Here is a 23,575-nt window from a genome sequence, read left to right on the forward strand (position 1 = left end):
GACGTGGAAACTGTTTTGATAATGCGTGTATCGAATCATTCTTCTCACATTTAAAAACAGAGAAGTTGTATTTAGTGTGCCCAAAAACATATGAAATGGCCTACCGAGCAATTCAAGAATATATTCAGTTTTATAATACAGAAAGATTCCAAGAAAAACTTCACGGCCTTTCCCCGATAGAATATCGGGAAAAGGCCGTGGCATAATACTCTTTTTATTTCTGTCTACTTGACAGGGAGATGACCACATCCCCTCTTTTTTATACGTCATAATTCACTACATAATGCTGCATCTCTGTATTGTAGTAGCCTTCGCTATATTCAATTACTTCGCCAACTTCATCATAAGAATAGCGCATACGTTTTAATAACGCTGTCCCCTCTTTTTCACCTAGCGCTTCTGCAACGAAACTAGGCGCGAGTCCAACAGCGAATTCATCTCTGAAGTTTTCTAAGTGAATGCCTCGGTCTTCAACTAAATCATAAAGCGATTGCAAGTCAAAGTCCGATAAATCTGTACTTGCCATTCCTGCTGAGAAATAGTGCGTATAATGAATGTAAGGTGCATCATTTAACGTATATAAACGTTCAATACGAAAACTCTCCTTGCCGAATAATCGAAATGGCACCGTTCCTTCTTCATTATGAACGATTTCTGCTTTTATCAATTTCTTTTGTACTTTATATCCTTCTTCCACTAACACTTCAGTAAATTTCTTACCCTTTGACAACTTTGTCGCAGAAGTATTGCGGATAACTTTCGTTCCTTTACCGCTTTTCTTTTCCAAATATCCTTCTTGAGCGAGTTCTTTAATCGCATTTCGCACTGTAATTTTACTCACTTTGAACTCTTCTTCTAACTGCGGTTCGGAAGGAATATTCGTATGAATCGCATATACACCATGCAATATTCGATCACGAATAATATTTTTTATTTGTAAATATAATGGTCCTTTTTTCCTCGTTACGTTCACCGTTACACCCACTACCTTTCTACATCACCTACTGATGCCGTCATTGCCCGAAGTATATCCTTCTCTGATGACATTGGCGTATCACCGACGATTGTATGTGCAAGCATTCCAGCTGCTGACGCAAATGAAACAGCTTTCTCTGGTGCAAACTCTTTTATCTCGCCATGAATAATCCCGCTCGTATAAGCATCTCCAGCACCTATTCTATCATATACAGAAAACGCAAGTGTTTTTGCAAAAGTGAACGCACCATCTTTACATATAAATCCGCGAAGCGAGTGTGTATTATCACTATTAATAGAGCGATGTGTACCAGCGATTGTAGCAATATGATATGTTTCAGCCACCTTTGGAATAAGATCAATAAGTTGTGCTTCTCGCTCCGTCTCCTCTGTTTTCATTCCAAGAACGAACATTGCATCTTTTTCATTCATCATAACGATATCAGCAAGAGCCAGCATTTCTTCATAATGTGGTTTCGCCTGCTCATACCCATCTTCTCCCCAAAGAGATGGACGATAGTTGCAATCAAAAACGACAGTGCCTCCGTTGTCTTTCACTGCTTTCGCTAAAGATTTCATATGATGGCGTACAGTATCATTCATCGCAAGTGTAATCCCGCAAAAATGAACGATATCAATTTCCTTTGCGATTTCTTCAAATTGATACATGTCTTCACATGCCGTATTGAAGCTACTTTCTAATCGATTTGAATATGTAACGCGGCTTGCACGTGCACCAAATCCATTTTCTAAAAAGTACATGCCGACATATTTGCCATCTCTTGAAACAAGTGAGGTTTGCACACCTAATTTTTGAATGTAAGATAATGCAGCATCTCCAACCGAATTTTCTGGTAAAGTTGAAATAAGAAAGCCTTCATGCCCGAGATGAGAAAGTGCCGCTGCCACGTTCACACCTGTACCAGAAAAGGAGTAATTTAATGTGTTAGCTTGCGACAATAACTCATATCCTGGTACTTGCAGGCGCATCATTACTTCACCAAATGCTGCAATTTTCTTACGCATATTGATCAACTAACTTCTTCACGACTGCTAATAATTCACGCACATCTTCTACTTTCGTGTTACCAGTTTCTTTATCAATAATAGAAGAGTACACGTGCGGGATAACTTGCTCTACGTTTGCTTCAAGCGCAATACGTACAATTGTTTCGAAGTTTTCTTTATCAATTCCGCCTGTTGGCTCTAATGCAAATCCTTCTTCTGCACAAGCCTTCGCAACTGCGCGATATTCTTCCTCATGAGCTAAACCTTTCATTGGGAAGTATTTCAATGAATTTCCGCCCATATCACGTACAAGTGCAATTGCTGTTTTAATTGGAACGATTGCTTTTTCTTCTCCAGCTGCGCTAATTGGACCAGTAGAAATATTTACGTAACCCACTTTTCCTGTTGGGGATACTAAACTATTAATCCAGCTATCTTTTTCGCCAAGATTTGCACGTGTCGCTCCAACTGAAGGGAACACTTGGTTAATATGGCTGCCAGGATAATGCTTCGCAATTTCAGCTACAACTGCCGCTTGGCGATTATCTCCTGCTCCTAGTCCGATTGATACAGCGTCATCAATTTCTTTTCCGTATGCTTTCATCGCTGTAACGGCTTCTTCTACTGTTGGGTAGTCTTTTGATAATACCCCCACTACTACATACCCTTCTGCTGCTTCAAAAATATCTTTCGCATTTCGGGTATTGTTCGCTAATACATTTAATGCTACGCGGCCTTTATAAAAACGTTTTTGAATATTTGTCATTTTAGTTTCCCCCTACAATTTCTCTCAATTTTTCTTCAATTACATGTATGTCATCACCTTGAAGTGGACGTGGATCAATATCAAAGAATCCTTGTCTTACTCCGTAATCACGTGTATAGATTGCGATTTCCCCTTCGCGTAATGCTGTCACAACGTCTTTTGCCGATTTATTTAACTCTTTTTCGTTAATATGAATACGTGCTCTAAAGATTGCTCTTCCGGCTTCATCTTGAACGATCGTTACATTTACACCTTTTAATTCTTTTAGCGGCATAAGTACTTGTAGCAATTCTTTTTCTTGCTCACTTTTATCTTCTTTTACGCCGTACTCATCAAGCGCTTGAAGTAAGCCGAAAGTTGTTTCTTTCCCAACTTTCATACTTCTTCCGATGCAATGTAATTGCACTTTCAGCCATTCGATATATTTTCGTTTACCGCCAACAATACCAGAAGTAGGTCCTTCAATTGCCTTTGAACCACTATAAATGGCAAGGTCTGAATACTTCACATATTTTTGAATGTCTTCTTCAGCTGCCGCATCAACGATAAGTGGTACGTTATTTCGCTGCGCTACTTCCCATGCTTCTTCAACAGAAATCATATTTTTTTGCACTGCATGATGTGATTTCACATACAGAATCGCTGCTGTATTTTCACCAATTGCATCTTCAATATGCTCTGCTTTCCCTTCATTTGCGTAACCCACTTCAACAAGCTTACCGCCGCCTAAATAAATCATCGTTTCAACTGGAGCACCGTATTGAACGTTATGACCTTTTAACATAATTACTTCGTTTTTCGCGATTACTTCTTGATGAAGTCTTTCACTTTTACGGCGATTTCCTTCCGTCACGATACCAGCGATAGAAAGCGCAATGCCACTCGATGCTGAGTTCACAACGACCGCTGCCTCTGAATCTAGAATTCTCGCAATATGGTCTCCCGCTTTATCTACTAAATCAGCAATTTCCACATAATTTTGTCCACCATGTTTCATCGCATCCATAACTGTATCTGTAGGAGCGGATACACCTAAAATACTCATTCTACCGCTCGCATTAATTACTCTTTTTAATCCGTACTTAGCATTCAATGAATGACCCATTGATTACAACCCCTTTCGTATCAATCCTTCTTTCAGCAATGCGCTGATCCCCTTCTGAATCAATTAACGTAACCTTCTCATCTTTCACTGTAAATAAAGTTAAGTTTGCAATATCTCCTTCTTGAATGCGGCCAAGCTCTGGTTTTTTCAGCCACTCTGCTGCATTTTTCGTAACCGCGTCAATTACTTCTTCTAGCGGATAACCTAAGTAAAGGAATTTCGAAAGAACGTGAGCCATACTATACACGGGACCGTGTATACGATTCTTCCGGTAAATATCTGTACTAATTGTATTAAAAGCAATACCGTGATGCTTCGCCGCCTCTGCTACTTTAAAAGAAAAACTAGCATTGCCGTGACCAACATCTAAATGAACACCACGATTCACTGCATCTAGTAATACAGGTAGCGGTTTGCCTTCTTCATCGAATAAATTATTTTCTTTCCCGTTTAAGTAATGTGTAATGACATCATCTTTTTCTAAAAGAGGTACAACTTCCTCAATGCGAGGAGGCGCTGAACCGATATGTACCATAATTGGTAATGATGTTTCACGAGATAAAGAGCGTGCAACATGAAGCGGTTCAATTCCACTATCACAAACGACACTTTTACTCATTCTCGCCTTTAACCCAACGATTACATCTTTATACTTTTCTACTGCTTCTATTACTTTCTCTTTATCTATCCATTCCATATTGGATAATTCATCGATTCGTTTCAAACCGATACGAGAAATATTTAAAAAGGCAAATAAATTCGTTTTTGCCTGCTCTCTACTTTTTACTAAATCTGCAATACGATCAGCACCGCAGCTACCCGCATCAACAATTGTCGTTACCCCTTGCTTAACGCCAATTTCATCCACCTCATCGCCATACGGATCAAACTCCGGAAAAGCATGAACATGTAAATCAATCCAACCACTCGATACGTAAGTACCAGAGTAATCAAGAACCTTTCCACCCTCGCCAGCACCAGCTTTCGTCACCTGTGCGATTTTATTATTTTCAATTACAATGTCAATCTCTTCCCCGTTCACACGTTTTACATTACGTAGTACGAATCGTTCTGTCATTGTACTTCCACCCTTTTCTATAAGAAGCCATAAGAATACGCTTACATTAAAGTTTCATTTTATATGTCTTTCACACGTTTAGCGTAACACAAAAAAAGGGAGAAGTAAATATAACGTTATAATGTTTGAAAGTGAATAAAAAGATGCTCCTTCAAAATGGTAATAGTATAGGAAATTATATCAACGATTTTTTGAATATATCTATCATAACTTACAATATATCAACGATTTTTCAATTATATCTATCATAACTTATAATATATCAACGATTCGACAAGGAATATCGATTTACCGACAAGAAACGTCAATTCCTTTCTTATATAAGAAAAGGCTGTCCCAAATGGCACAGCCTTCTTCTCTATTCCTGAACCGTCACAATAACCCCATCCATATTGTTCCCGGAAATTTCATACTGCTTGTTTGCTGGAACGTTCACTTTCGTATTCTCAGAAACTTTATAATAAGAAACAGTATATTTCTTACCTTCTACTTCAGTTGAAACCTCTTTTTCCTCTTTTAAAAACTCTAAATATTCCTCTAGTGTGAAATTCTTTTTTTGCATAATTGCGCTATGAGGTAGGCCAACATAACGGATATGCCATGGCTCATATTGAATTCCAGTAATGTTACTTTTATTTTTCGGATAACGTAATACAAAGCCATGCTTCCATACGTTCTCTTCGATCCATTTTCCTTCAGGCGCTTTCTCCATCTTCTTTTGCGTTGATCCAACGTCTAGTGATAATCCTAAATTATGTTCACTATATCCTGCTGGAAGCGCGTAATCAGATCCCATTTCTTTATATAATTTACTTTGTTCTTTAAAATCTCGATACCCACTACTCATTAAGAAATGCTGTACGCCATCTTTTCCAGCCGCATCGACAACGTTCAAAAACTTTTTTACAACATACTTTGATAAACGAAGATTTCTATCAAATATTACGTAGCCTCTTACTAATTCACTATTATGATTTACATTTATAATATCAGACCTAATACTATCTTTTTTTACTGGATAATCCCTATTAACTAATAATAAATCACCCTTATAAATTTGTTCCTTCGTAATCTCTTTCCTCTCGGTATTTGCCGCCTTTACTAGCTCATCTTTTCCGACAATTTTAACATCGATTTCCTTTTGAAATAACGGTGATATATAAAAGCCTACACATACTGTGCATGCTATAAAAAAAGAAATAAATACCCACTTTTTCATTTCTAGTTCCTCCTTAACGTAACTTACGTATAGAATAGAAAAAACTATTAAAATAAAAAGTGGGGTAAAGTTTAAATTTTTATTAAATTGTTAAGTTCTCTTCTTTTGGCAATCGCACTTCAAACATTGTTCTAACTACATTACTTTCAGCAGAAATCGTCCCGTCATGCTGCTCAACAATATTTTTCGCAATAAATAGCCCAAGGCCTGTACCACCTTGCTGCTCTGATCTTGCCTTATCACCTGTATAAAACATATCAAAAAGATACGGTAAATCTTCTTCTGGAATGCTGTCTCCGTAATTCATAATTTGTACGACAACTTCTTCATTATCGATATACCCATTCAAATCAACAAATTGCCCATCATATCCGTATCGAACGGCATTTGTTAACAAGTTTTCAAATACTCTAGCTAACAATTTTCCATCACCGTTAATCGGCAAATGCGGATCAATATTCAACCTAGCTTGTAAATGATGTTTCTCTAATAAAGGATACAATTCCTCATCTAACTGTATAAGTAGTTCACTTATATCAATCGGTTTTTTATCCAGCTTTAGCATGCCATAATTCATACGTGTAATTTCAAATAACTCATCGATTAAACTTTCGAGCCTTTGCGATTTCGTATATGCAATCGTGGAAAAATGTTTAATTTGTTCTTTTGTTAAATTCTCATCTTTAAGAATTAAATCTAAATACCCTAACACGGATGTTAATGGTGTCCTTAGATCATGAGCTAAATTCACAACGAGCTGGTCTTTACTACTTTCAGCAAAGTCTCCTCTTTCCACCGCTTCTTTTAACTTTTCACTCGCAACATTTATTTCACGTGCGATATCTCCAAACTCATCGTTTGATGAAACTTGAACTTTATTCGTAAAGTTACCGTTCGCAAGATGATGAATCCCGTTAGAAATCTCACTAAAATACTTTAAATACGGTTTTGTCAAAAAGAAGAAAAAGATAATAGATAACGGAATAAAGAAAATTAAAAAGAAGTTAATGTCTCCAACTTCCCTTACCACTGACCTAAATTGCGCTAAAGGCTCTTCGTAGCGAACCATCGTTTTATAATACAGCTGCAATCCTTTATAAATTATATAAGTTACAGTTGCTGCAAGCACCATACTTAACGCAAATAAGGCAATCATTTTAAATCGAAAACTTTTCATCATATTAGCCATTGAAAGTATAACCTACTCCCCACACTGTTTTTATTAATTTATCCTTTCTTTTATCTTCCCCAAGCTTTTTCCGCAACGTACGAATATGTACCATAACTGTATTTCCGCCTTCATAATAATCATCTGCCCATACTTGCTGAAAAATATTTTCCACATTATACACTTTCTTCGGATGGCTCGCTAATAAATATAAAATATCAAACTCTTTCGGTGTTAACTCAATTTGCTCTCCATAGACGTTCACTGTTCTTCGCTCAGGATCAATAATAACTCCGCCTATCTCTAAAGCAGATTTATTCTCCGCTACTTTCGGCTGATTTAATGTAAGAAACCTACGTAATTGTGCATTTACACGCGCAACTAATTCAATCGGTGTAAAAGGTTTCGTCATATAATCATCTGCACCTAATACTAAACCTGTCACCTTATCAAAATCAGATGTTTTCGCACTTAAGAAAATGATTGGCATATGATGCTTCGCGCGAATTTGGCGCGTCACCTCATACCCATCCATTTTCGGCATCATAATATCTAAAACCACTAAGTCGATTGGCTGCGTTTCAATAATATGAACAGCCTCTTCCCCGTCTGCTGCCTTCACGACGTGGTACCCTTCTTTTTCTAAATGTATCTCAATTAAATCAGCAATTTCTGCCTCATCATCCACTATTAAAATTGAAATGCGCTTCATTTTACTCCCCCTTTTATACGCTCGATTGTAAACTAGTCTATCCAATTTGTACAATACGAAAAGGTTACCCATTAGAGTAACCTTTGTAAATAAAATTATATCAGCGATTTTCCAAATATATCGACCATAACTTGAATTATATCGGCGATTTCTCAATTATATCGACCGTAACTCGCATTATATCAGCGATTATTGAAATATATCGACTTACCGACAATTAACAACGAAATTCGCCCGCTACTTTAAAGACTCAAGTTACCGCTCCAAAACAATTCGCTGTTTCGTGATCTCCGCCAACCTTCCGCGGTCTACTTCATACTCAGCTTCAACACTTTGCGGCACCATAACTTTTCCGCCCTTAAGCGTCACTTCCGGCGAAATAATATCCTGCTCCCAATGTCTGCTAGAAGCAGATATATCGCCTGGAATCGTAAAGTTCGGCAATGAGGCAAGCGCAACATTTTGTGCTCTTGAAATCCCCATCTCCACCATACCGCCGCACCAAACGGGTATGTTGTGCTCCATGCAATAATTATGGATTTGAACCGATTCTGTTAATCCGCCCACTCGCCCTGGTTTAATGTTCACAATTTGGCAGCTACCAAGGGTAATCGCAACGCGTGCATCTTCTAAACTATGAATACTTTCATCTAAACAAATCGGCGTTTCAATTTTCTTTTGCAACTCCGCGTGATCAAGAAAATCATAATCGGCTAACGGTTGTTCAATCATCATTAATTGGAATTCATCTAGTCGTTTCAGCCTCTCCGTATCCCCTAATGTATATGCTGAATTTGCATCTGCCATTAGCGGGATATGCGGAAACTCTTTTCGAATCTCTTTCAATAATTCGTAATCATGCTCTGGCTTTATTTTCACTTTAAAACGCTCGTATCCTTCTTCTGCGTACTTCTCGATTTGTTTTAACATAACCGGAATCGTATTGATCCCAATTACAACGCCGACTTCAATTTCAGACTTCGTTCCGCCAAGCACTGTCGCTAACGATTTCTTTTGACACTTCGCATATAAATCCCAAACAGCCCCTTCAATTCCGGCCTTTGCCATTCGGTTTCTTTTTATATGTTGAAATAGACCCGGTACCTCATTCGGATGAGAAATTTCAGCCTTTAATAAATCAGGTATTAAAAAGTCTTGCAGTACATGCAGCGCCGTCTTCACCGTTTCTTCCGTATACCACGGTTCAGAGAACGCAACGACTTCGCCAAATCCAATGTACCCGTCTTCATCTTCTAATTCAATAACGATACTCTCACGCTTTTCGTAAGTCCCGTAGCTTGCAGCAAACGGGATTACGAGTGGCATTTCCGTTATATACAGTGTCGCTTTTTTTATTTCCACCTACATCTCCTCCACTAATTGTCTTAACTCTCGTCTTAACAATTTTTTCGAAGCGTTACGTGGTAATTCCTCTAAGAAACATGCTTTCTTCGGCACTTTATATTTCGCTAATTTCTCCTCGCAAAAGTGAAGAATTTCTTCTTCTGTTACCGCCCCGCTTTTCACAACAAAAGCAGCGGGTACTTGTCCCCATTTATCATCAGTCATACCTACAACACCAGCTTCCGCTATCGCTGGATGGGACAGCAACACTTCTTCAATTTGAGCCGGATATATATTCTCTCCGCCAGAAATAATTAAATCACTGCGGCGATCTAATACGTATAAAAATCCTTCTTCATCTAAATAACCGAGGTCGCCAGTATGAAGCCATCCGTTTTGAATAGTCTCACGCGTCGCATCTTCACGGTTAAAATAACCGCCTGTTACGTTCGGTCCTTTTACTACGATTTCACCTTCCGCATGTGGCGGCACTACTACGCCGTCTTTTTCAATACGAAGTTGGCACTGAAATAGTGGCTTTCCAGCTGATCCTACTTTCGTTAACATGTAATCTGCGGACAACGTACAAATTTGCGAAGACGTTTCTGTCATACCGTACGTTTGATACACAGGAATTCCTTTATCTACACATGTTTCGAGTAACGGTTTTGGCGCTGGTCCTCCGCCAAGTAACATACATCGTAAAGAAGAAGGATATGTTTCTTCTCCAAGTCTCTCTAATAAATCAGTTAACATTTTTGATACGACTGAAATAATCGTTACGCCTCTCGTTTGAAGTGCTGTATGAATAAAATCAGCATCATATTTCGGAACGAGTAAAATGCGCATGCCGTACATAATATTTTTCATTAGAAGAGATAACCCGCCAACATGGAACATCGGCATACACGCTAACCAGCAATCATCATCACGAAGTCCTAAATTAAGCGAAGAGCCAACCGCGCTGGCCCAGTGATTTCCATATGTTAAAATAACGCCTTTCGGTTTCCCTGTCGTCCCTGACGTATAAATAATCGTCATCGCTTCTTCTAAAGAGAATTCTTCTTGTATAGAGGCTTCCTCTTTTGGTCCATTCATCACTTCGGCGAATGAATAGACAGGAACATCTTTAGCATCAAATTCTTGATCGGTCACTAAACAAATAACTTCAGCATCATCCATTTGCCAAAGTAGCTCTTCTCTTGAAAGACGCGTATTTAAAAGCACAGCTACTGCCCCTACGTACGATAGGGCGTGAATAACTGTAATCATCTCCATACCATTTTTCATCAGAACAGCCACCTTTTCCCCTCGCTTCACTCCTACATGCGTGAGGTGTTCACAAACAGATACTACCTTTTCATGCAGCTGCATAAAAGTAACTTTCTCTTCCTCTATTTCAATTGCAGTACGATCTGGTGTTAAAAATGCACGTTGCTTTAACCAATTTGGCATCGTCTCCATCATACATTCTCCTTTCATGAAAGAAAGAGACTTGATGTGACATCAAGTCTCTTAGTTGTTTTGTTTCCGGTTTGATCTCATCTAGCTACAGCGGCTAGAACAGTCGGTCGTTTCACGCCTTCCTACGAGGCAAAAAGCGCCTCTACGTCAGGAGTTCCAACGCCCTCTTGTTCTAAGCGAGCCGCTTCCGCTTTTAATTTCATCCAGCTACAGCGGCTAGAATGTTCGGTGGCTTCACTTCTTCCTACGGGGCAAAAAACGCCTCTACGTCAGAAGCTCCATCCCCCTCATATTCTAAGCGAGCCGCTTCCGCTTTTGATTTGATCAAGGGAAACGAGGGAATTGACCGAAGTCCGGACTGCGTTTTTCTTTGAATGCGTCGCGACCTTCTTTTGCTTCGTCAGTTGTGTAGTACAATAACGTTGCATCTCCAGCTAGTTGTTGAATACCAGCTAGACCGTCTGTGTCTGCGTTGAATGCAGCTTTTAGGAAACGAAGTGCCATTGGGCTGTTTGCTAAGATCTCTTGTGCCCATTGTACTGTTTCTGCTTCAAGTTGTTCTAATGGTACTACTGTATTTACTAAGCCCATATCAAGCGCTTCCCCAGCACTGTATTGACGGCATAGGTACCAAATTTCGCGAGCTTTCTTGTGGCCTACCATACGAGCTAAGTAACCAGCTCCGTATCCACCGTCAAAGCTTCCTACTTTAGGACCTGTTTGTCCGAATACAGCGTTGTCTGCAGCGATTGTTAAGTCACATACGATATGAAGTACGTGTCCTCCACCGATTGCATAACCTGCTACCATTGCGATAACTGGTTTAGGAATTGCACGAATTAGACGTTGTAAGTCTAATACGTTTAGACGTGGGATTTGGTCGTCACCTACATATCCACCATGACCACGAACTTTTTGGTCGCCGCCAGAACAGAATGCACGTCCACCTTCACCTGTTAAAATGATAACGCCAACATTTGCATCATCACGAGCTTGTGCAAAAGCGTCGATTAACTCCATTACCGTTTTTGGACGGAATGCGTTATGTACTTCAGGACGGTTAATCGAAATTTTTGCGATACCATTGTATGTTGAATAAATAATATCTTCGTAATTGCCTTCTTTTACCCATTCAATAGCCATTACAACTACCTCCTTGTATATTTCTGATCTCATCTATAAGTGTAACTTCATTCTTAACTGAAAAAAGCATCACTGCATAGTTTTTAGAAATCCCTTTACTATTGTATCAAACTTTTCCGGTTGTTCCACATGAATTGCATGGCCAGCACCATCAATTTTGACAAATTTCGCGTCAGAGACGCATTTTTCGATGTTTTTTAATATGCGAAAGAACTTTTCATCATGCTCTCCGTTCATTAAAAGAACAGGCATTTTCAAGTTGTGTAGCTCATCCCACCATGAAGGCTGAGCCCCTGTTCCCATGCCGCGCAAGCTATTTGCAAGTCCTTTTGGATTGTTAGCAAGTCGTTCTTTTCGCACCGCTTCTTGTACGTTTTTTGCTAAACGTTTTTGCGTTTCAAACAGCGGAATATTTTCCCACATCGATACAAAACTTTCTATGCCTTCTCGCTCAATTTTATCGGCAAGTCGCTCATCTTTTTCACAGCGTTCTTTTCGCTCATCTTCACTTTTGAGTCCAGCTGTACAATTTTCTAATAAAAGAGAACGTACATATTCTGGATATAGACACGCCATCGTAATCGCCAGTCTACCGCCCATTGAATAGCCAAGTATATGTGCTTTTTCAATATGAAGGTAATCTAATAGTTCTTTCATTTGCAATGCCACATTTCGAATGTCATAATGCGCAACATCTTCAGGACTCTCGGTCTTTCCGTGTCCAACAAGATCCACTACAATAACTTGAAACTGCCCACTCCATGAAGAGATAAAAGAACGCCACGTTTCCATGCTTCCCGTAAAACCATGAAGAAGTAGAAGTGGTTCCCCGCTTCCGACTACTTCATATTCATACGATACACCTTGCAGCGTTACTTTCATTTTGATTCACCTTGCAATGATGTAGTAATTACGTCCTGTGTTTTTGCCCATAACGTACGGTGCAACGTTAAGTTTTCATCACGGTTCGTACAAATTTCTACAACGTGTAAACCTTCTGTCGTTGCTCCCTTTTGTACTTCCTCCCGGAATTGCTCCCAACCATTTACACGGCTAAATGAACCACCGTACATTTTAACAACATGCTCATAGTCAAGCCCAATCGGCGTTCCAAATAACGATTCGAAGTGTTCCTTTTTCTCATATTGTGGTAAGAATGAGAAAATACCCCCACCATCATTATTTACAACGACAATCGTTATATTTAATTCATGTAATTTTGCAGCTAATAGTCCATTTAAATCGTGATAGAATGATAAGTCACCGATGACTAATACGAGCGGATCGCAAATCATGCTCGCTCCTAAAGCTGTCGAAATGATGCCATCAATCCCATTTACACCGCGGTTTGCCATCACTTGAATATTTTTATCTGATGTGAAGAAGAATGAATCTGTATCACGAATTGGCATACTATTACTCGCAAATAACGTTGCTCCTTCTGGTAATACGCGTACAATATCTGTAATGACTTTTCCTTCAAATGCAGTTTCATATGTTTCCATTTCACGAAGCGTTTCCTTCGTTTTTTCGTTTATATGTTGCCACATTTGGGACCAATCATTCTTTTTCATAACTGGCATTTTTTCTATTAATGTACTGCAAAATGCAATATCACTTGCCTGTACAACTTCTGTCGCAACAAGAGCTGGATCTCTCCATTGTCCGGATTCGTCAACAACGATATGAACAGCTTTCGTTTGTTTTTTAATGAACTGCGTTAATGCTTTCGAAACAGGCATACCACCAAAACGAATTAAAACGTCCGGCTTCCACGTCTCTTTTAACAATTCATTTCGTAAAAATGTATCATAACAGTCGATTACCATCGTTTTATCGTGGTGTCCGCTACGAATATTAGAAAGTGGGTCTGCTAATATTGGGTATCCCGTTTTTTCAGCTAGTTGCGTTGCAAACGTTGCGATTTCTGAATGACTATCATCTCCACAAATAATAAGCCCCTTTTCCATATGTGAAAGGCGCCCTACAAGAGAATCTACATATTCACTCGGCATCACCACGTTCCCTTGCTGAACTACTCCTGTATATTCCCCGCGTCCTTTATCCCATAAACTTTCTAATGAAAAGTCCGGGATAAGCGGTTCACGAACTGGAAAATTAAGATGAACAGGTCCTTGCGGCGCTAAACAAGCACTTGCTATCATGCGCTGCGTTGTCATGCGAGCGTAGTGGTACATCGCTTCACTCGCTTCTGGAAGTGCCATCTCTGTAAATTGCTTCACAAACGTACCGTATAAATTAAATTGATTCATCGCTTGTGGTGCACCGACATCTCTTAATTCATGCGGTCTATCTGCTGTTAAGACGATAAGCGGCACTCGTGAATGGAAAGCTTCACATACAGCTGGATAGTAGTTCGCTGCTGCCGTTCCTGACGTACATAATAATGCAACCGGACGTTTTTTCGCTTTTGCGATACCGAGCGCAAAAAATCCTGCAGATCTTTCATCTACATGTAAATATGTGTTCATTCCTTCGTGTTGTTCCATTAGTAGAGCAATCGGCGTTGACCGTGAGCCTGGACTAATGACAACATCACATACATTTAGACGCGTCAGTTCATCCACGAACGCGCCTAAATAATATGATAATGCTTCTATATGATTGTTCATTTCATTAATTCCTCCAAAGCACCAAGCATCGGTCTAAACTTCAAACTTGTCTCTTCATATTCAAGTTGCGGTACTGAATCAATTACAATCCCGCAACCGGCAAATAAGGATGCTTTCTCGCCATTTAATAATCCGCAGCGAAGTGCAACCGCAAATTCACCATTTCCTTCATCATCTATCCAGCCAATCGGTGCACCATATAATCCTCTGTCTAACAATTCAACATCACGAATCAGTTTCATCGCTTCCAAACGAGGTGTCCCGCCAAGAGCTGGTGTTGGATGTAATTCTTCTACCATCGTTAAAAGACTCGCAGTGCCTTTTGCCTCTACAGGCGTATATAAATGAATTAAGTTTTTCGTTGTTAATAGACCTGGACTCTCCGGAATATTAACGTATTCGCAGTGCTCATTTAATACCGACCTGATCATGTTCACAACATAACCGTGTTCAGCTAAATTCTTTTCATCATGAAGAAGCGCATTACTATTTCGCTTACTTTCTTCTATAGATTGACCATGACCAGTTGAACCAGCAAGACACATCGAAGTAAACTTCTTATCTTCTTTGCGAATTAACCTCTCTGGCGTCGCTCCTAAGAAGCATGCTCCTTTATAATCAAAAGAAAATACGTAACAATCCGGTTGCCCAATGCGAAGTGCTTCTAAAACAAGAGCAGAATCAATATGATGATCCATTTCTACTTTTAGCTCCCTCGCTAATACAACCTTCTGCACGTTACCCTGCTTCATCTCATCTTGCACTTTCTCAATGGCTTTCATCCAGCCTTTCGGATCCACTTCTACTTTAGAAATAACAGTTAATTTCGATCCGTTTAGCGCACATTTACTCTCCCCAAAAATTTTCTCTTCTAAAGAAATCATTTCGTTATAAAGAGTTTCTGCACAATCTGTTGCTGAAACGAATGTATTCATTGTTAACCATGCTTTTTCATTTTTTACAGTTAATAAAAATGCTGGTAGTGAAAATGTCGTATCATCGAATTCTTTCCATAAGTCCGTTTTCTCTTTTTCTTGGTCAAATGAAAATCCACCAAATAAAAGAGGACCTGTTCCAAATTCATATTTTTCTCTTTGTACAAATGCTTTCTCTTTTACTTTATTCCACTCGTCACGAGCCGCTTGAAAGCGTTTGTGAGAAGAATTTGCTATAGTGAAAACAGAGCCAATTCCAGCAAATATTACATGCTGAGCTGGATCTGCAAAATAACATCTATTTTCCAATGCAATCCTTTTTCCTGCTGCATAAAACAGAAGCGGATCCATCCAGTCTATTTGTTTTACAAAACTAACCAATATTTTTTCATCAGTTGCATGCTTAATGGCTGCACTAAGAACTTCTTGCAAGCCTTTTTGTTTCGTTTGAATCACAATTGTCTCCCCCCTATGGGCGAAAAATAGTCATAATTACGCTTGATTTTAAGATACACCTCAAACGAAAGGCCTGTCAACGTTTAGCATTTCTGAGAAATTCACCTTCTCTTCCTAGAAAATAAACGTTGACACTAAATGATGCTTTTTCTACACTTAGTTGTGTACAATATGTGACCAAAGGAGGATTCAACATGGAAATGAACGTCGAAACGAATTCCTCTCCTACGGCGCCAAAACCAAGCAAGCAAACAGGCTGGCGCATTTGGTGGAGTTTACTACGTCCCCATACATTAACAGCAGCTTTCGTTCCTGTTTTCATCGGAACAGCCTATGCAATGCAGGTCGGAGGTATAAATCAAATACATCTCCCTCTTTTCCTTATAATGCTTCTTGCTTGTCTTCTCATTCAGGCAGCAACAAACATGTTTAATGAATACTTTGATTATAAAAGAGGACTCGATCACGAAGGTTCAGTTGGTATCGGCGGCGCTATCGTTCGCGATGGCATTCAGCCAAAAACAGTGCTTAACTTAGCATTTGGATTTTTCGGCATCGCAATACTATTAGGTGTTTATATTTGTATGAATTCTAGCTGGTGGCTTGCTGCAATCGGTCTTGTTTGTATGGCCGTTGCTTACCTTTACACGGGTGGCCCACTTCCCATTGCCTATACACCATTTGGAGAGTTAACAGCCGGATTATTTATGGGTGTTATCATTATTGGAATTTCATTCTTTATTCAAACTGGAACTGTAACATCAGAAGTCATTTTACTATCTATTCCAAGCTCCATTTTAATTGGTGCCATTTTACTAGCTAATAATATTCGTGACTTAGATGGCGATAAAGAAAACGGTCGTAAAACGTTAGCAATTCTCGTTGGACGTGAAAGAGCGGTTGGTGTACTTGCTTCTATGTTCATCGTTTCCTACATTTGGACAATTGCTTTAATTATCGTGGGCATCGTATCACCATGGATGCTTATCGTATTTTTAAGTGCACCGAAAGCATTTAAAGCGACGAAAGGCTTTATCGGCAAAAGCATTCCAATGGAAATGGTACCTGCGATGATTGCAACAGCAAAAACAAATACGATCTTCGGTCTCCTCATGGGAATCGGATTATTACTTGGATACTTTCTATAAAAGGAGCTGCTTATGCGGCTCCTTTTTCATATCTGAAATTCATCTCATAATTCCTACTCGCAACGCTCATACTATGTAAAGAAACTGAATTGTAGGAAGGTGGACGACTATGTTAACTCCACAACAAATAAATCAATTTAAATCCGTTTTAGAAAAACAAAAACACGAACTAGAGCAAACGATACAAACACACGAAAATGAAGATCGTGCATCTGAACGTGAGTCTGTTGGAGAATTATCTAGCTATGATAACCATCCAGCTGATATGGCAACAGAGCTATATGAACGTGAAAAAGACTTCGGGCTTATTGAACTTTGGCATAAACAGCTAGAGGATACGAAACATGCCTTGCAAAAAATAGAAGCGGGTACGTACGGCATTTGCGAAGTGTCTGGCGAAGAAATTCCATTTGAAAGATTAGAAGCAATGCCGACTGCTACAACATGCATCCAGCACGCGACAAATAAGCTAAATATGAATACACGACCAGTCGAAGAAGAAGTGTTATCTCCTTCTTTCCACAAACATGATGAAGATCGTTCTGTTGAATATGATGCAGAAGATGCATGGCAAGATGTTGCTAATTACGGAACATCTGAAACACCATCTGATTTAGAAAGACAAGATTCGAAAAACTATAATGGCATGTACGTAAATAGTGAAGAAAACGTAGGCTACGTAGAGGATTTCGAAAACTTTATTGGTACAGATATGTATGGAAAAAATCCGCAAGTTTTCGCTACGGAAGAACATGAAGAATATGAGCAAATGCTTGATGACTTTGAAGAGCGTACCTTTAAGGGCGAATTATCTTCAAATGAGTCGAGTTCCAAAGAATAAAAAAAAAGCATTCCGAAAATCGGAATGCTTTTTATCGCTAGCTAATTAGTTTTTTGTAACGTTAGCAGCTTGTGGTCCACGGTTACCTTCAACGATTTCGAAAGAAACTTCTTGACCTTCTTCTAAAGTTTTGAATCCGTCACCTTGGATAGCTGAGAAGTGAACGAATACATCGTCTCCACCTTCAACTTCGATGAAACCGAAACCTTTTTCGCTGTTGAACCATTTAACTTTACCTGTTTGCATGTCATGTACCTCCTAAATAAAAATGAAACTATGAATCCACATGAAAAGGTGGATATAAAGGACATGAATGTATAACAAGCTTACAGCCTTTAATTCAACGTGCTTTATTTCCGTACCACATTATGTAGCTCAATAGTGATTTCACTATATCACGCTATATCCAAAACGTCAAATGAGAACACTTTCATTCCACCATTTTTTTATAATTTTAATATAATGTTGAATTTCCATATTCATATTTTAGCCCGGTATTTGCGGACAGCTTGATTGGCGGGAGCTGATAATCAGTTTTGGTTTGTTCCACTTTATTTGAAAATTAACAAAACTAAAGTATTCTAATCCTATTAAATTCTGTACAATATAAGTATCTATTACATACGAGGTGAAAAAATGAGAGCACATGAAATCGAGTATAAGTTATACGGAGATGATATGCAGTTTGTTGAAATTGAGTTAGATCCAGAAGAAAGCGTGATCGCAGAAGCTGGCGCAATGATGATGATGGAAGATTACATAGAAATGGAAACAATCTTCGGTGATGGTTCTGGCCCATCTGGAGGTTTATTCGGAAAATTAATGGGCGCTGGTAAGCGTCTCGTTACAGGCGAAAGTATGTTTATGACTGTATTTACAAATACAGGTCACGGCAAACGCCACGTCTCATTTGCTGCTCCTTATCCTGGTAAAATTATTCCTGTAGATTTAACAGAATATCAAGGAAAAGTAGTTTGTCAAAAAGATGCCTTTCTTTGTGCCGCAAAAGGTGTTTCTATCGGAATTGAATTTACGAAAAAAATAGGAACTGGTTTCTTCGGTGGTGAAGGTTTTATCATGCAGAAACTTGAAGGTGACGGTCTTGCTTTCATGCACGCAGGTGGAACTGTATATAAACGTGAATTAAAACCTGGTGAGAAACTTCGCATTGATACAGGTTGTCTTGTTGCTATGACAAAAGACATTAACTATGATGTCGAGTTCGTTGGAAAAGTAAAAACAGCTCTATTTGGCGGCGAAGGTTTATTCTTCGCAACGTTAGAAGGACCTGGAACAGTTTGGATTCAGTCCTTAACACTTAGCCGATTAGCAGCACGCCTTACAAGCCCAGCAGCGCAAAGTACTGGCGAAGGTAGTGTATTAGGTGGCCTTGGTCGTTTATTAGATGGGAAAGAGTAAACTGTGCCCTTATGTGGGAATGGCCATCAACTAATAAAATAATAAAATTAAAACACCCTTGCTTGCAGTAATGCAATGAAAGGGTGTTTTAATTTACGTCTACAAACGAGAAAAAGCAGTTAAAATAAAGTAATAAGGTTTACTTAAGGAAAATAAGGTATATTATATTTGTTGAGTAGATTCTCTTTAGAGACAAGAAAAGTAGGTGAACAAAGTGGGAAAATATCAATTGGATTCCAAAAGTCAGGTAGCTGTGGCAAAGTTCCATGAAAAACAGAAGCCTGCCAAATTTGATAAAAAGCAGCAACTTGAAAAATTGCGTACGGAGTATTTGAAAAAGAAGCAAAAACAAACAGATAAATAATATGTTTTATTTTCCGAATTTTTTCTGTATGTAACGCAAACAAACACAAGAAAATAGGTAAGTTATTCATCATTCAAATATATACAGGCTATTTTTTCAAACCTCTTACTTATGCAACTAACGCATGCGTCAGTTCATTAAGAATAACTAAAAAAGTCGATTCCTTGAGATGAAAAAGAGTAAACAGTGTCCTTATCAGGCACTGTTTTATTTTGACATTATAATTTCCTCCACTGATTTAGGTAAGCGATACAAGCTATTCCCCACCTCCAAAAGAATGAATCAAGTTCCTCACCGCATATATTAAACTATACCTTTTCTTAAGGAGGGCTACCTTAATGCGTACTCCTTTATCCTTTGATAAAGACACTGCCATACTGTTAGCTTCTTGTTGTGAGTTAACGTATGAACAATATAAACAAAATGGTATTTTCGAAATACCAGATGGTTTTCAATATGTACAAGGTTTTCAAGGAAAGGCCATTCAAACAACAGAATGGTTCGGATTTATATTAGAATCTGAGGATACAATTATCGTTGCCTTCAGAGGCACTCAAACAGATCCAGATTGGATTATTGATTCTCTCGTCAATCAAAAACCTTATCCTTATGCTTTAAATGGCGGAAATGTCCATAACGGTTTTCTCTCTATTTATGAGTCTTGTCGTGATTCTATTATGGATATGCTCGTATCATTGCCAGCACATAAAAAACTGCTAGCTACTGGGCATAGTCTAGGTGGCGCGCTTGCCACATTACACATATTAGATGCACGTATAAATACTGCCTTCGCACAGTATGGACTTTATACATTCGCTTCTCCAAAAGTAGGAGATATCGCTTTTCGAAATTATTATAAACTACAAGTAGCTAGTAGCTTTCGTTTCGTCAACTTATTCGATGTCGTTCCACTTCTCCCTCCCCGAAACATAAATTTTAATGATCATGACTGGGAGTATGCACACGTCCATCACAACATGACATTTACAAAAAACACAAAATCCATTACAAATAATCATTCCATTACAACATACAAAACATGTCTGACTTCTCATTTTTAACCAGTAAACAATTGGAAATAAAATATTCGTATACTATAATAATCTATGAAGTTATTTTTGGATGAGGGGACCTTACATGTTAAAATTTATCTTCGCATTTTTCCTTATTGTAATTTTTACGGTTACAGGTTTCTTTACATTTTCATACTTTGCGACAGGAGAGTATGATGGGGCAGGTATCATATATACCACTGTTCCATTTCTTTCTTAAGCAAAATAAATAAAACGAGCTTAATTTTATTAAGCACGTTTTATTTATTAATATCCATTTCTGTTGGTAAATCGATAATATATCTCCCAATATAGCAACCTCTTTAAAACTGTTTAACTGTATTACCAATACCCCAAATTTCATTACTGTACTGCAAAATCGTTCGATCGCTCGCAAAATGACCAGACTGTGCAATATTTAAAATCGACATTTCTAGCCACTTCGTTCGGTTCTCATAAGCTCTACCGACAGCTTCTTGTTTTTCAGCATATGGACCAAAATCTCGCAGAACAAAATATTCATCATTTTGAATAACGAGAGAATCGTAAATTGCTTCAAATTCGGCTCCCGACTGTGCAAAGAAACCATTCGTTAACTGATCTACTACCTTTTTAATGTGCCCATTGTGGTGATAATAATCACTTGCACGATATCCACCATTTTGATAGTAATGAAGAACCTCTTCTGCTGTTAAACCGAAAATAAAACAGTTATCATCACCGACCCGGTCTTTTATTTCAACGTTAGCACCGTCTAGCGTTCCGAGTGTAATCGCACCATTCATCATAAATTTCATATTACCTGTTCCCGATGCTTCTTTACTCGCCGTTGAAATTTGTTCACTTACATCCGCCGCTGGGAATATATCTTCTGCTAAAGAAACTCGATAGTTTTCTAGAAAGATAACTTTCATATATTGACTGACATACGGGTCATTATTTACTTTTCTTGCGAGTTCATTTATTAATTTAATAATTTTTTTCGCGTAATAATAGCCAGGTGATGCTTTCGCTCCAAAAATAAAAGTACGCGGATAAAATGTAAAACTAGCATCCTCTTTCAAACGGTTATACAAATATAAAATATGAAGAACATTTAATAATTGTCGTTTGTAAGCATGTAATCTTTTCACTTGCACATCAAAAATAGAATTTGGATCAATGGTAATCCCCATTGTATTATGAATACGCTCCGCTAAAATCTCTTTACGCTCTTGTTTTACCTCTGCAAATTTCTCTTGGAAACTCGCATCATATTGAACTAATTGTAGCTCTTGAAGCTTAATCGGTTCTTTCTTCCACTCTGTTCCAATCGCCTCTGAAATGAGATTTGTTAACTGTGGATTTGCTTTCATAAGCCAGCACCTATGAGCAATTCCATTCGTCTTATTATTAAACTTATCTGGATAAAATTCATAAAACAATCGCATTTCCCGCTGCTTTAATATTTCCGTATGAATTTTCGCTACACCGTTTACGCTATGGCTACCGACAATCGCTAAATGAGCCATTTTCACAAGGTCATGTGCAATAATCGCCATTGCTTCAATACGATCCCACTCATACGGATACTGTTCCCACAGTTCATGACAGAAACGTTCATTAATCTCTTCAATAATCATATAAATTCTCGGTAATAACGGTTTAAAAATGTGAATTGGCCACTTTTCGAGCGCTTCTGATAACGTCGTATGATTCGTATAAGAAATCGTCTGCGTCGTTATGTGCCAAGCTTCTTCCCATGCTAACTTTTCTTCGTCTAGTAAAATACGCATCAGTTCCGGAATTGCTAAAACCGGATGTGTATCGTTAATGTGGATCGCAATTTTTTCATGTAGTTGACGAAGGTCACCGTATCTTTCTCTATGCATTCGAACGATATTTTGCAAACTTGCTGATACGAGGAAATACTGTTGTTTTAAACGAAGTATTTTTCCCTCATCATGCGTATCATCTGGATATAAAAACTCCGATACAGCCTCTGTTTCACGCTTATATTTCAAAATATCTTTGCAGTTTTGCGGGAAAGGAACTGGTTCAGCATTCCAAAGTCTAAGTGTATTTACAGTACTCGTCTCATAGCCAACTACCGGCACATCATATGGCACGGCCATAATGACTTCTGCATTTGTATGCCTAAACTCTAAACGCCCGTCAATTTCTAGCGGTTCAACATTGCCGAAATAACTTACTTCTACAGCTTGATCATGCCTTCTTACTTCCCATACGTTTTCATGAAGAAGCCACTGTTCTGGAAATTCGACTTGATAACCATCAACAATTTTCTGATCAAACAAACCATGTTTATAACGAATTCCACAGCCGTGTCCTGGCAAGTTTAAAGATGCAAGTGAATCGAGAAAACAGGCTGCTAAGCGTCCAAGCCCACCATTACCAAGGCCTGCATCTGCTTCCACTTCTTCTAACTCTTGTAACGAAATCCCTAGTTCAGATAACCCTTGCTCGCATACATCTCTAATACCTAAATTCAAGATGTTACTTCCAAGCAAACGTCCAAGCAAAAACTCAATAGACAAGTAATACATTTGCTTTTGCTCTCCGGATCGATAACTCTCATTCGTTGCAATCCATTGACTATTCATATACTCACGTACCATATGGCCGAGCGTATTATATTGATCACGAGTTGTAGAATCTTTGAAACTTTTCCCATACATCGTCTCTAACTTTTCTAGAAAAGTTGATTTAAAACTTTCAACATGAGTAAACATTTTTTCACCACCT

At 38.6% G+C, this 23,575-nt stretch carries 23 protein-coding genes; 7 read left to right on the plus strand and 16 right to left on the minus strand.

What is annotated here, in order from left to right; genetic code table 11:
• Positions 1-206 (plus strand): IS3 family transposase (locus D1166_RS27885; RefSeq protein WP_141195368.1); only part of this gene is annotated, 206 nt, incomplete at its 5' end.
• Positions 207-259: 53 nt separating this feature from the next.
• On the opposite strand, the gene D1166_RS27890 is transcribed toward D1166_RS27885, so the two are convergent.
• From D1166_RS27890 to D1166_RS27955, 14 genes are all read right to left on the minus strand, one after another.
• Positions 260-985 carry a GntR family transcriptional regulator gene (locus D1166_RS27890; protein ID WP_097856586.1) on the minus strand — a complete coding sequence of 242 codons (726 nt, stop codon included), beginning with the start codon at positions 983-985 and terminating at the stop codon, positions 260-262.
• Positions 985-2,001: a sugar kinase gene (locus D1166_RS27895; protein ID WP_097856585.1), complete on the minus strand. Its 1,017-nt coding sequence runs from the start codon at positions 1,999-2,001 to the stop codon at positions 985-987. Before D1166_RS27895 ends, D1166_RS27890 begins: the two co-directional genes overlap by 1 nt.
• Positions 1,994-2,749: a 2-dehydro-3-deoxy-phosphogluconate aldolase gene (gene dagF, locus D1166_RS27900; protein ID WP_000181937.1), complete on the minus strand. Its 756-nt coding sequence runs from the start codon at positions 2,747-2,749 to the stop codon at positions 1,994-1,996. The genes D1166_RS27895 and dagF overlap by 8 nt, the downstream gene beginning before the upstream one ends.
• A gap of 1 nt (position 2,750) precedes the next feature.
• Complete coding sequence (locus D1166_RS27905) at positions 2,751-3,854, minus strand: DgaE family pyridoxal phosphate-dependent ammonia lyase (protein WP_087875852.1); 1,104 nt, start codon at positions 3,852-3,854, stop codon at positions 2,751-2,753.
• A complete protein-coding gene (locus tag D1166_RS27910; protein ID WP_097813965.1) occupies positions 3,832-4,932 on the minus strand; it encodes an amidohydrolase/deacetylase family metallohydrolase in 1,101 nt (366 codons plus the stop codon). Before D1166_RS27910 ends, D1166_RS27905 begins: the two co-directional genes overlap by 23 nt.
• 358 nt (positions 4,933-5,290) lie before the next feature.
• On the minus strand, positions 5,291-6,151 hold the full coding sequence (locus D1166_RS27915; protein WP_000759395.1) for a D-Ala-D-Ala carboxypeptidase VanY: 861 nt from the start codon (positions 6,149-6,151) through the stop codon (positions 5,291-5,293).
• 82 nt (positions 6,152-6,233) lie between these two features.
• Positions 6,234-7,340 (minus strand): HAMP domain-containing sensor histidine kinase, encoded by a 1,107-nt coding sequence (locus D1166_RS27920; RefSeq protein WP_097813966.1) that lies wholly within the window; start codon positions 7,338-7,340, stop codon positions 6,234-6,236.
• Positions 7,333-8,031 carry a response regulator transcription factor gene (locus D1166_RS27925; RefSeq protein ID WP_000822516.1) on the minus strand — a complete coding sequence of 233 codons (699 nt, stop codon included), beginning with the start codon at positions 8,029-8,031 and terminating at the stop codon, positions 7,333-7,335. The genes D1166_RS27920 and D1166_RS27925 overlap by 8 nt, the downstream gene beginning before the upstream one ends.
• Positions 8,032-8,286: 255 nt before the next feature.
• Complete coding sequence (menC, locus tag D1166_RS27930) at positions 8,287-9,393, minus strand: o-succinylbenzoate synthase (RefSeq protein WP_000403299.1); 1,107 nt, start codon at positions 9,391-9,393, stop codon at positions 8,287-8,289.
• Positions 9,394-10,839, minus strand: coding sequence for an o-succinylbenzoate--CoA ligase (locus D1166_RS27935; RefSeq protein WP_000449541.1), 1,446 nt, complete (start codon positions 10,837-10,839; stop codon positions 9,394-9,396).
• A 324-nt stretch (positions 10,840-11,163) separates the two neighbouring features.
• The gene (gene menB / locus D1166_RS27940) at positions 11,164-11,982 is read right to left on the minus strand and encodes a 1,4-dihydroxy-2-naphthoyl-CoA synthase (protein ID WP_000963884.1); all 819 of its coding nucleotides are present in this window, start codon (positions 11,980-11,982) and stop codon (positions 11,164-11,166) included.
• 69 nt (positions 11,983-12,051) lie between these two features.
• Positions 12,052-12,864 (minus strand): 2-succinyl-6-hydroxy-2,4-cyclohexadiene-1-carboxylate synthase, encoded by an 813-nt coding sequence (gene menH, locus D1166_RS27945; RefSeq protein ID WP_000869215.1) that lies wholly within the window; start codon positions 12,862-12,864, stop codon positions 12,052-12,054.
• The gene (gene menD / locus D1166_RS27950) at positions 12,861-14,615 is read right to left on the minus strand and encodes a 2-succinyl-5-enolpyruvyl-6-hydroxy-3-cyclohexene-1-carboxylic-acid synthase (RefSeq protein ID WP_001059220.1); all 1,755 of its coding nucleotides are present in this window, start codon (positions 14,613-14,615) and stop codon (positions 12,861-12,863) included. The genes menH and menD overlap by 4 nt, the downstream gene beginning before the upstream one ends.
• Entirely contained in the window at positions 14,612-16,006 is a 1,395-nt protein-coding gene (locus D1166_RS27955) for an isochorismate synthase (RefSeq protein ID WP_087967167.1), read from the minus strand. Before D1166_RS27955 ends, menD begins: the two co-directional genes overlap by 4 nt.
• Positions 16,007-16,200: 194 nt before the next feature.
• Between D1166_RS27955 and D1166_RS27960 the strand changes: the two genes are divergently transcribed.
• Together D1166_RS27960 and D1166_RS27965 are read left to right on the plus strand one after the other, a co-directional pair.
• Positions 16,201-17,154, plus strand: a complete 954-nt coding sequence (locus D1166_RS27960; protein WP_000425740.1) for a 1,4-dihydroxy-2-naphthoate polyprenyltransferase — start codon at positions 16,201-16,203, stop codon at positions 17,152-17,154.
• A gap of 109 nt (positions 17,155-17,263) precedes the next feature.
• The gene (locus D1166_RS27965) at positions 17,264-17,995 is read left to right on the plus strand and encodes a yteA family sporulation protein (RefSeq protein WP_000957365.1); all 732 of its coding nucleotides are present in this window, start codon (positions 17,264-17,266) and stop codon (positions 17,993-17,995) included.
• Positions 17,996-18,040: 45 nt separating this feature from the next.
• Here D1166_RS27965 and cspD read toward each other — a convergent pair whose 3' ends face one another.
• Entirely contained in the window at positions 18,041-18,241 is a 201-nt protein-coding gene (gene cspD, locus D1166_RS27970) for a cold-shock protein CspD (RefSeq protein ID WP_001193054.1), read from the minus strand.
• A 390-nt stretch (positions 18,242-18,631) separates the two neighbouring features.
• On the opposite strand from cspD, the gene D1166_RS27975 reads away from it, so the two are divergent.
• The 4 genes from D1166_RS27975 (at position 18,632) to D1166_RS31985 (ending at position 21,050) form a co-directional block, all read left to right on the plus strand.
• Positions 18,632-19,414: a TIGR00266 family protein gene (locus D1166_RS27975; protein WP_001201257.1), complete on the plus strand. Its 783-nt coding sequence runs from the start codon at positions 18,632-18,634 to the stop codon at positions 19,412-19,414.
• A gap of 214 nt (positions 19,415-19,628) precedes the next feature.
• On the plus strand, positions 19,629-19,778 hold the full coding sequence (locus D1166_RS31445; protein WP_000521639.1) for a hypothetical protein: 150 nt from the start codon (positions 19,629-19,631) through the stop codon (positions 19,776-19,778).
• Between the two features lie 338 nt (positions 19,779-20,116).
• Positions 20,117-20,839 carry a lipase family protein gene (locus D1166_RS27980; protein ID WP_001260111.1) on the plus strand — a complete coding sequence of 241 codons (723 nt, stop codon included), beginning with the start codon at positions 20,117-20,119 and terminating at the stop codon, positions 20,837-20,839.
• 76 nt (positions 20,840-20,915) lie between these two features.
• Entirely contained in the window at positions 20,916-21,050 is a 135-nt protein-coding gene (locus D1166_RS31985; protein ID WP_000911065.1) for a hypothetical protein, read from the plus strand.
• Between the two features lie 103 nt (positions 21,051-21,153).
• Here D1166_RS31985 and glgP read toward each other — a convergent pair whose 3' ends face one another.
• A complete protein-coding gene (glgP, locus tag D1166_RS27985) occupies positions 21,154-23,562 on the minus strand; it encodes a glycogen phosphorylase (RefSeq protein WP_118043507.1) in 2,409 nt (802 codons plus the stop codon).
• Positions 23,563-23,575 lie beyond the last annotated feature (13 nt).

The sequence above is a fragment of the Bacillus sp. ISO11 genome (genome assembly GCF_003458115.1).
Taxonomy (GTDB): domain Bacteria; phylum Bacillota; class Bacilli; order Bacillales; family Bacillaceae_G; genus Bacillus_A; species Bacillus_A cereus.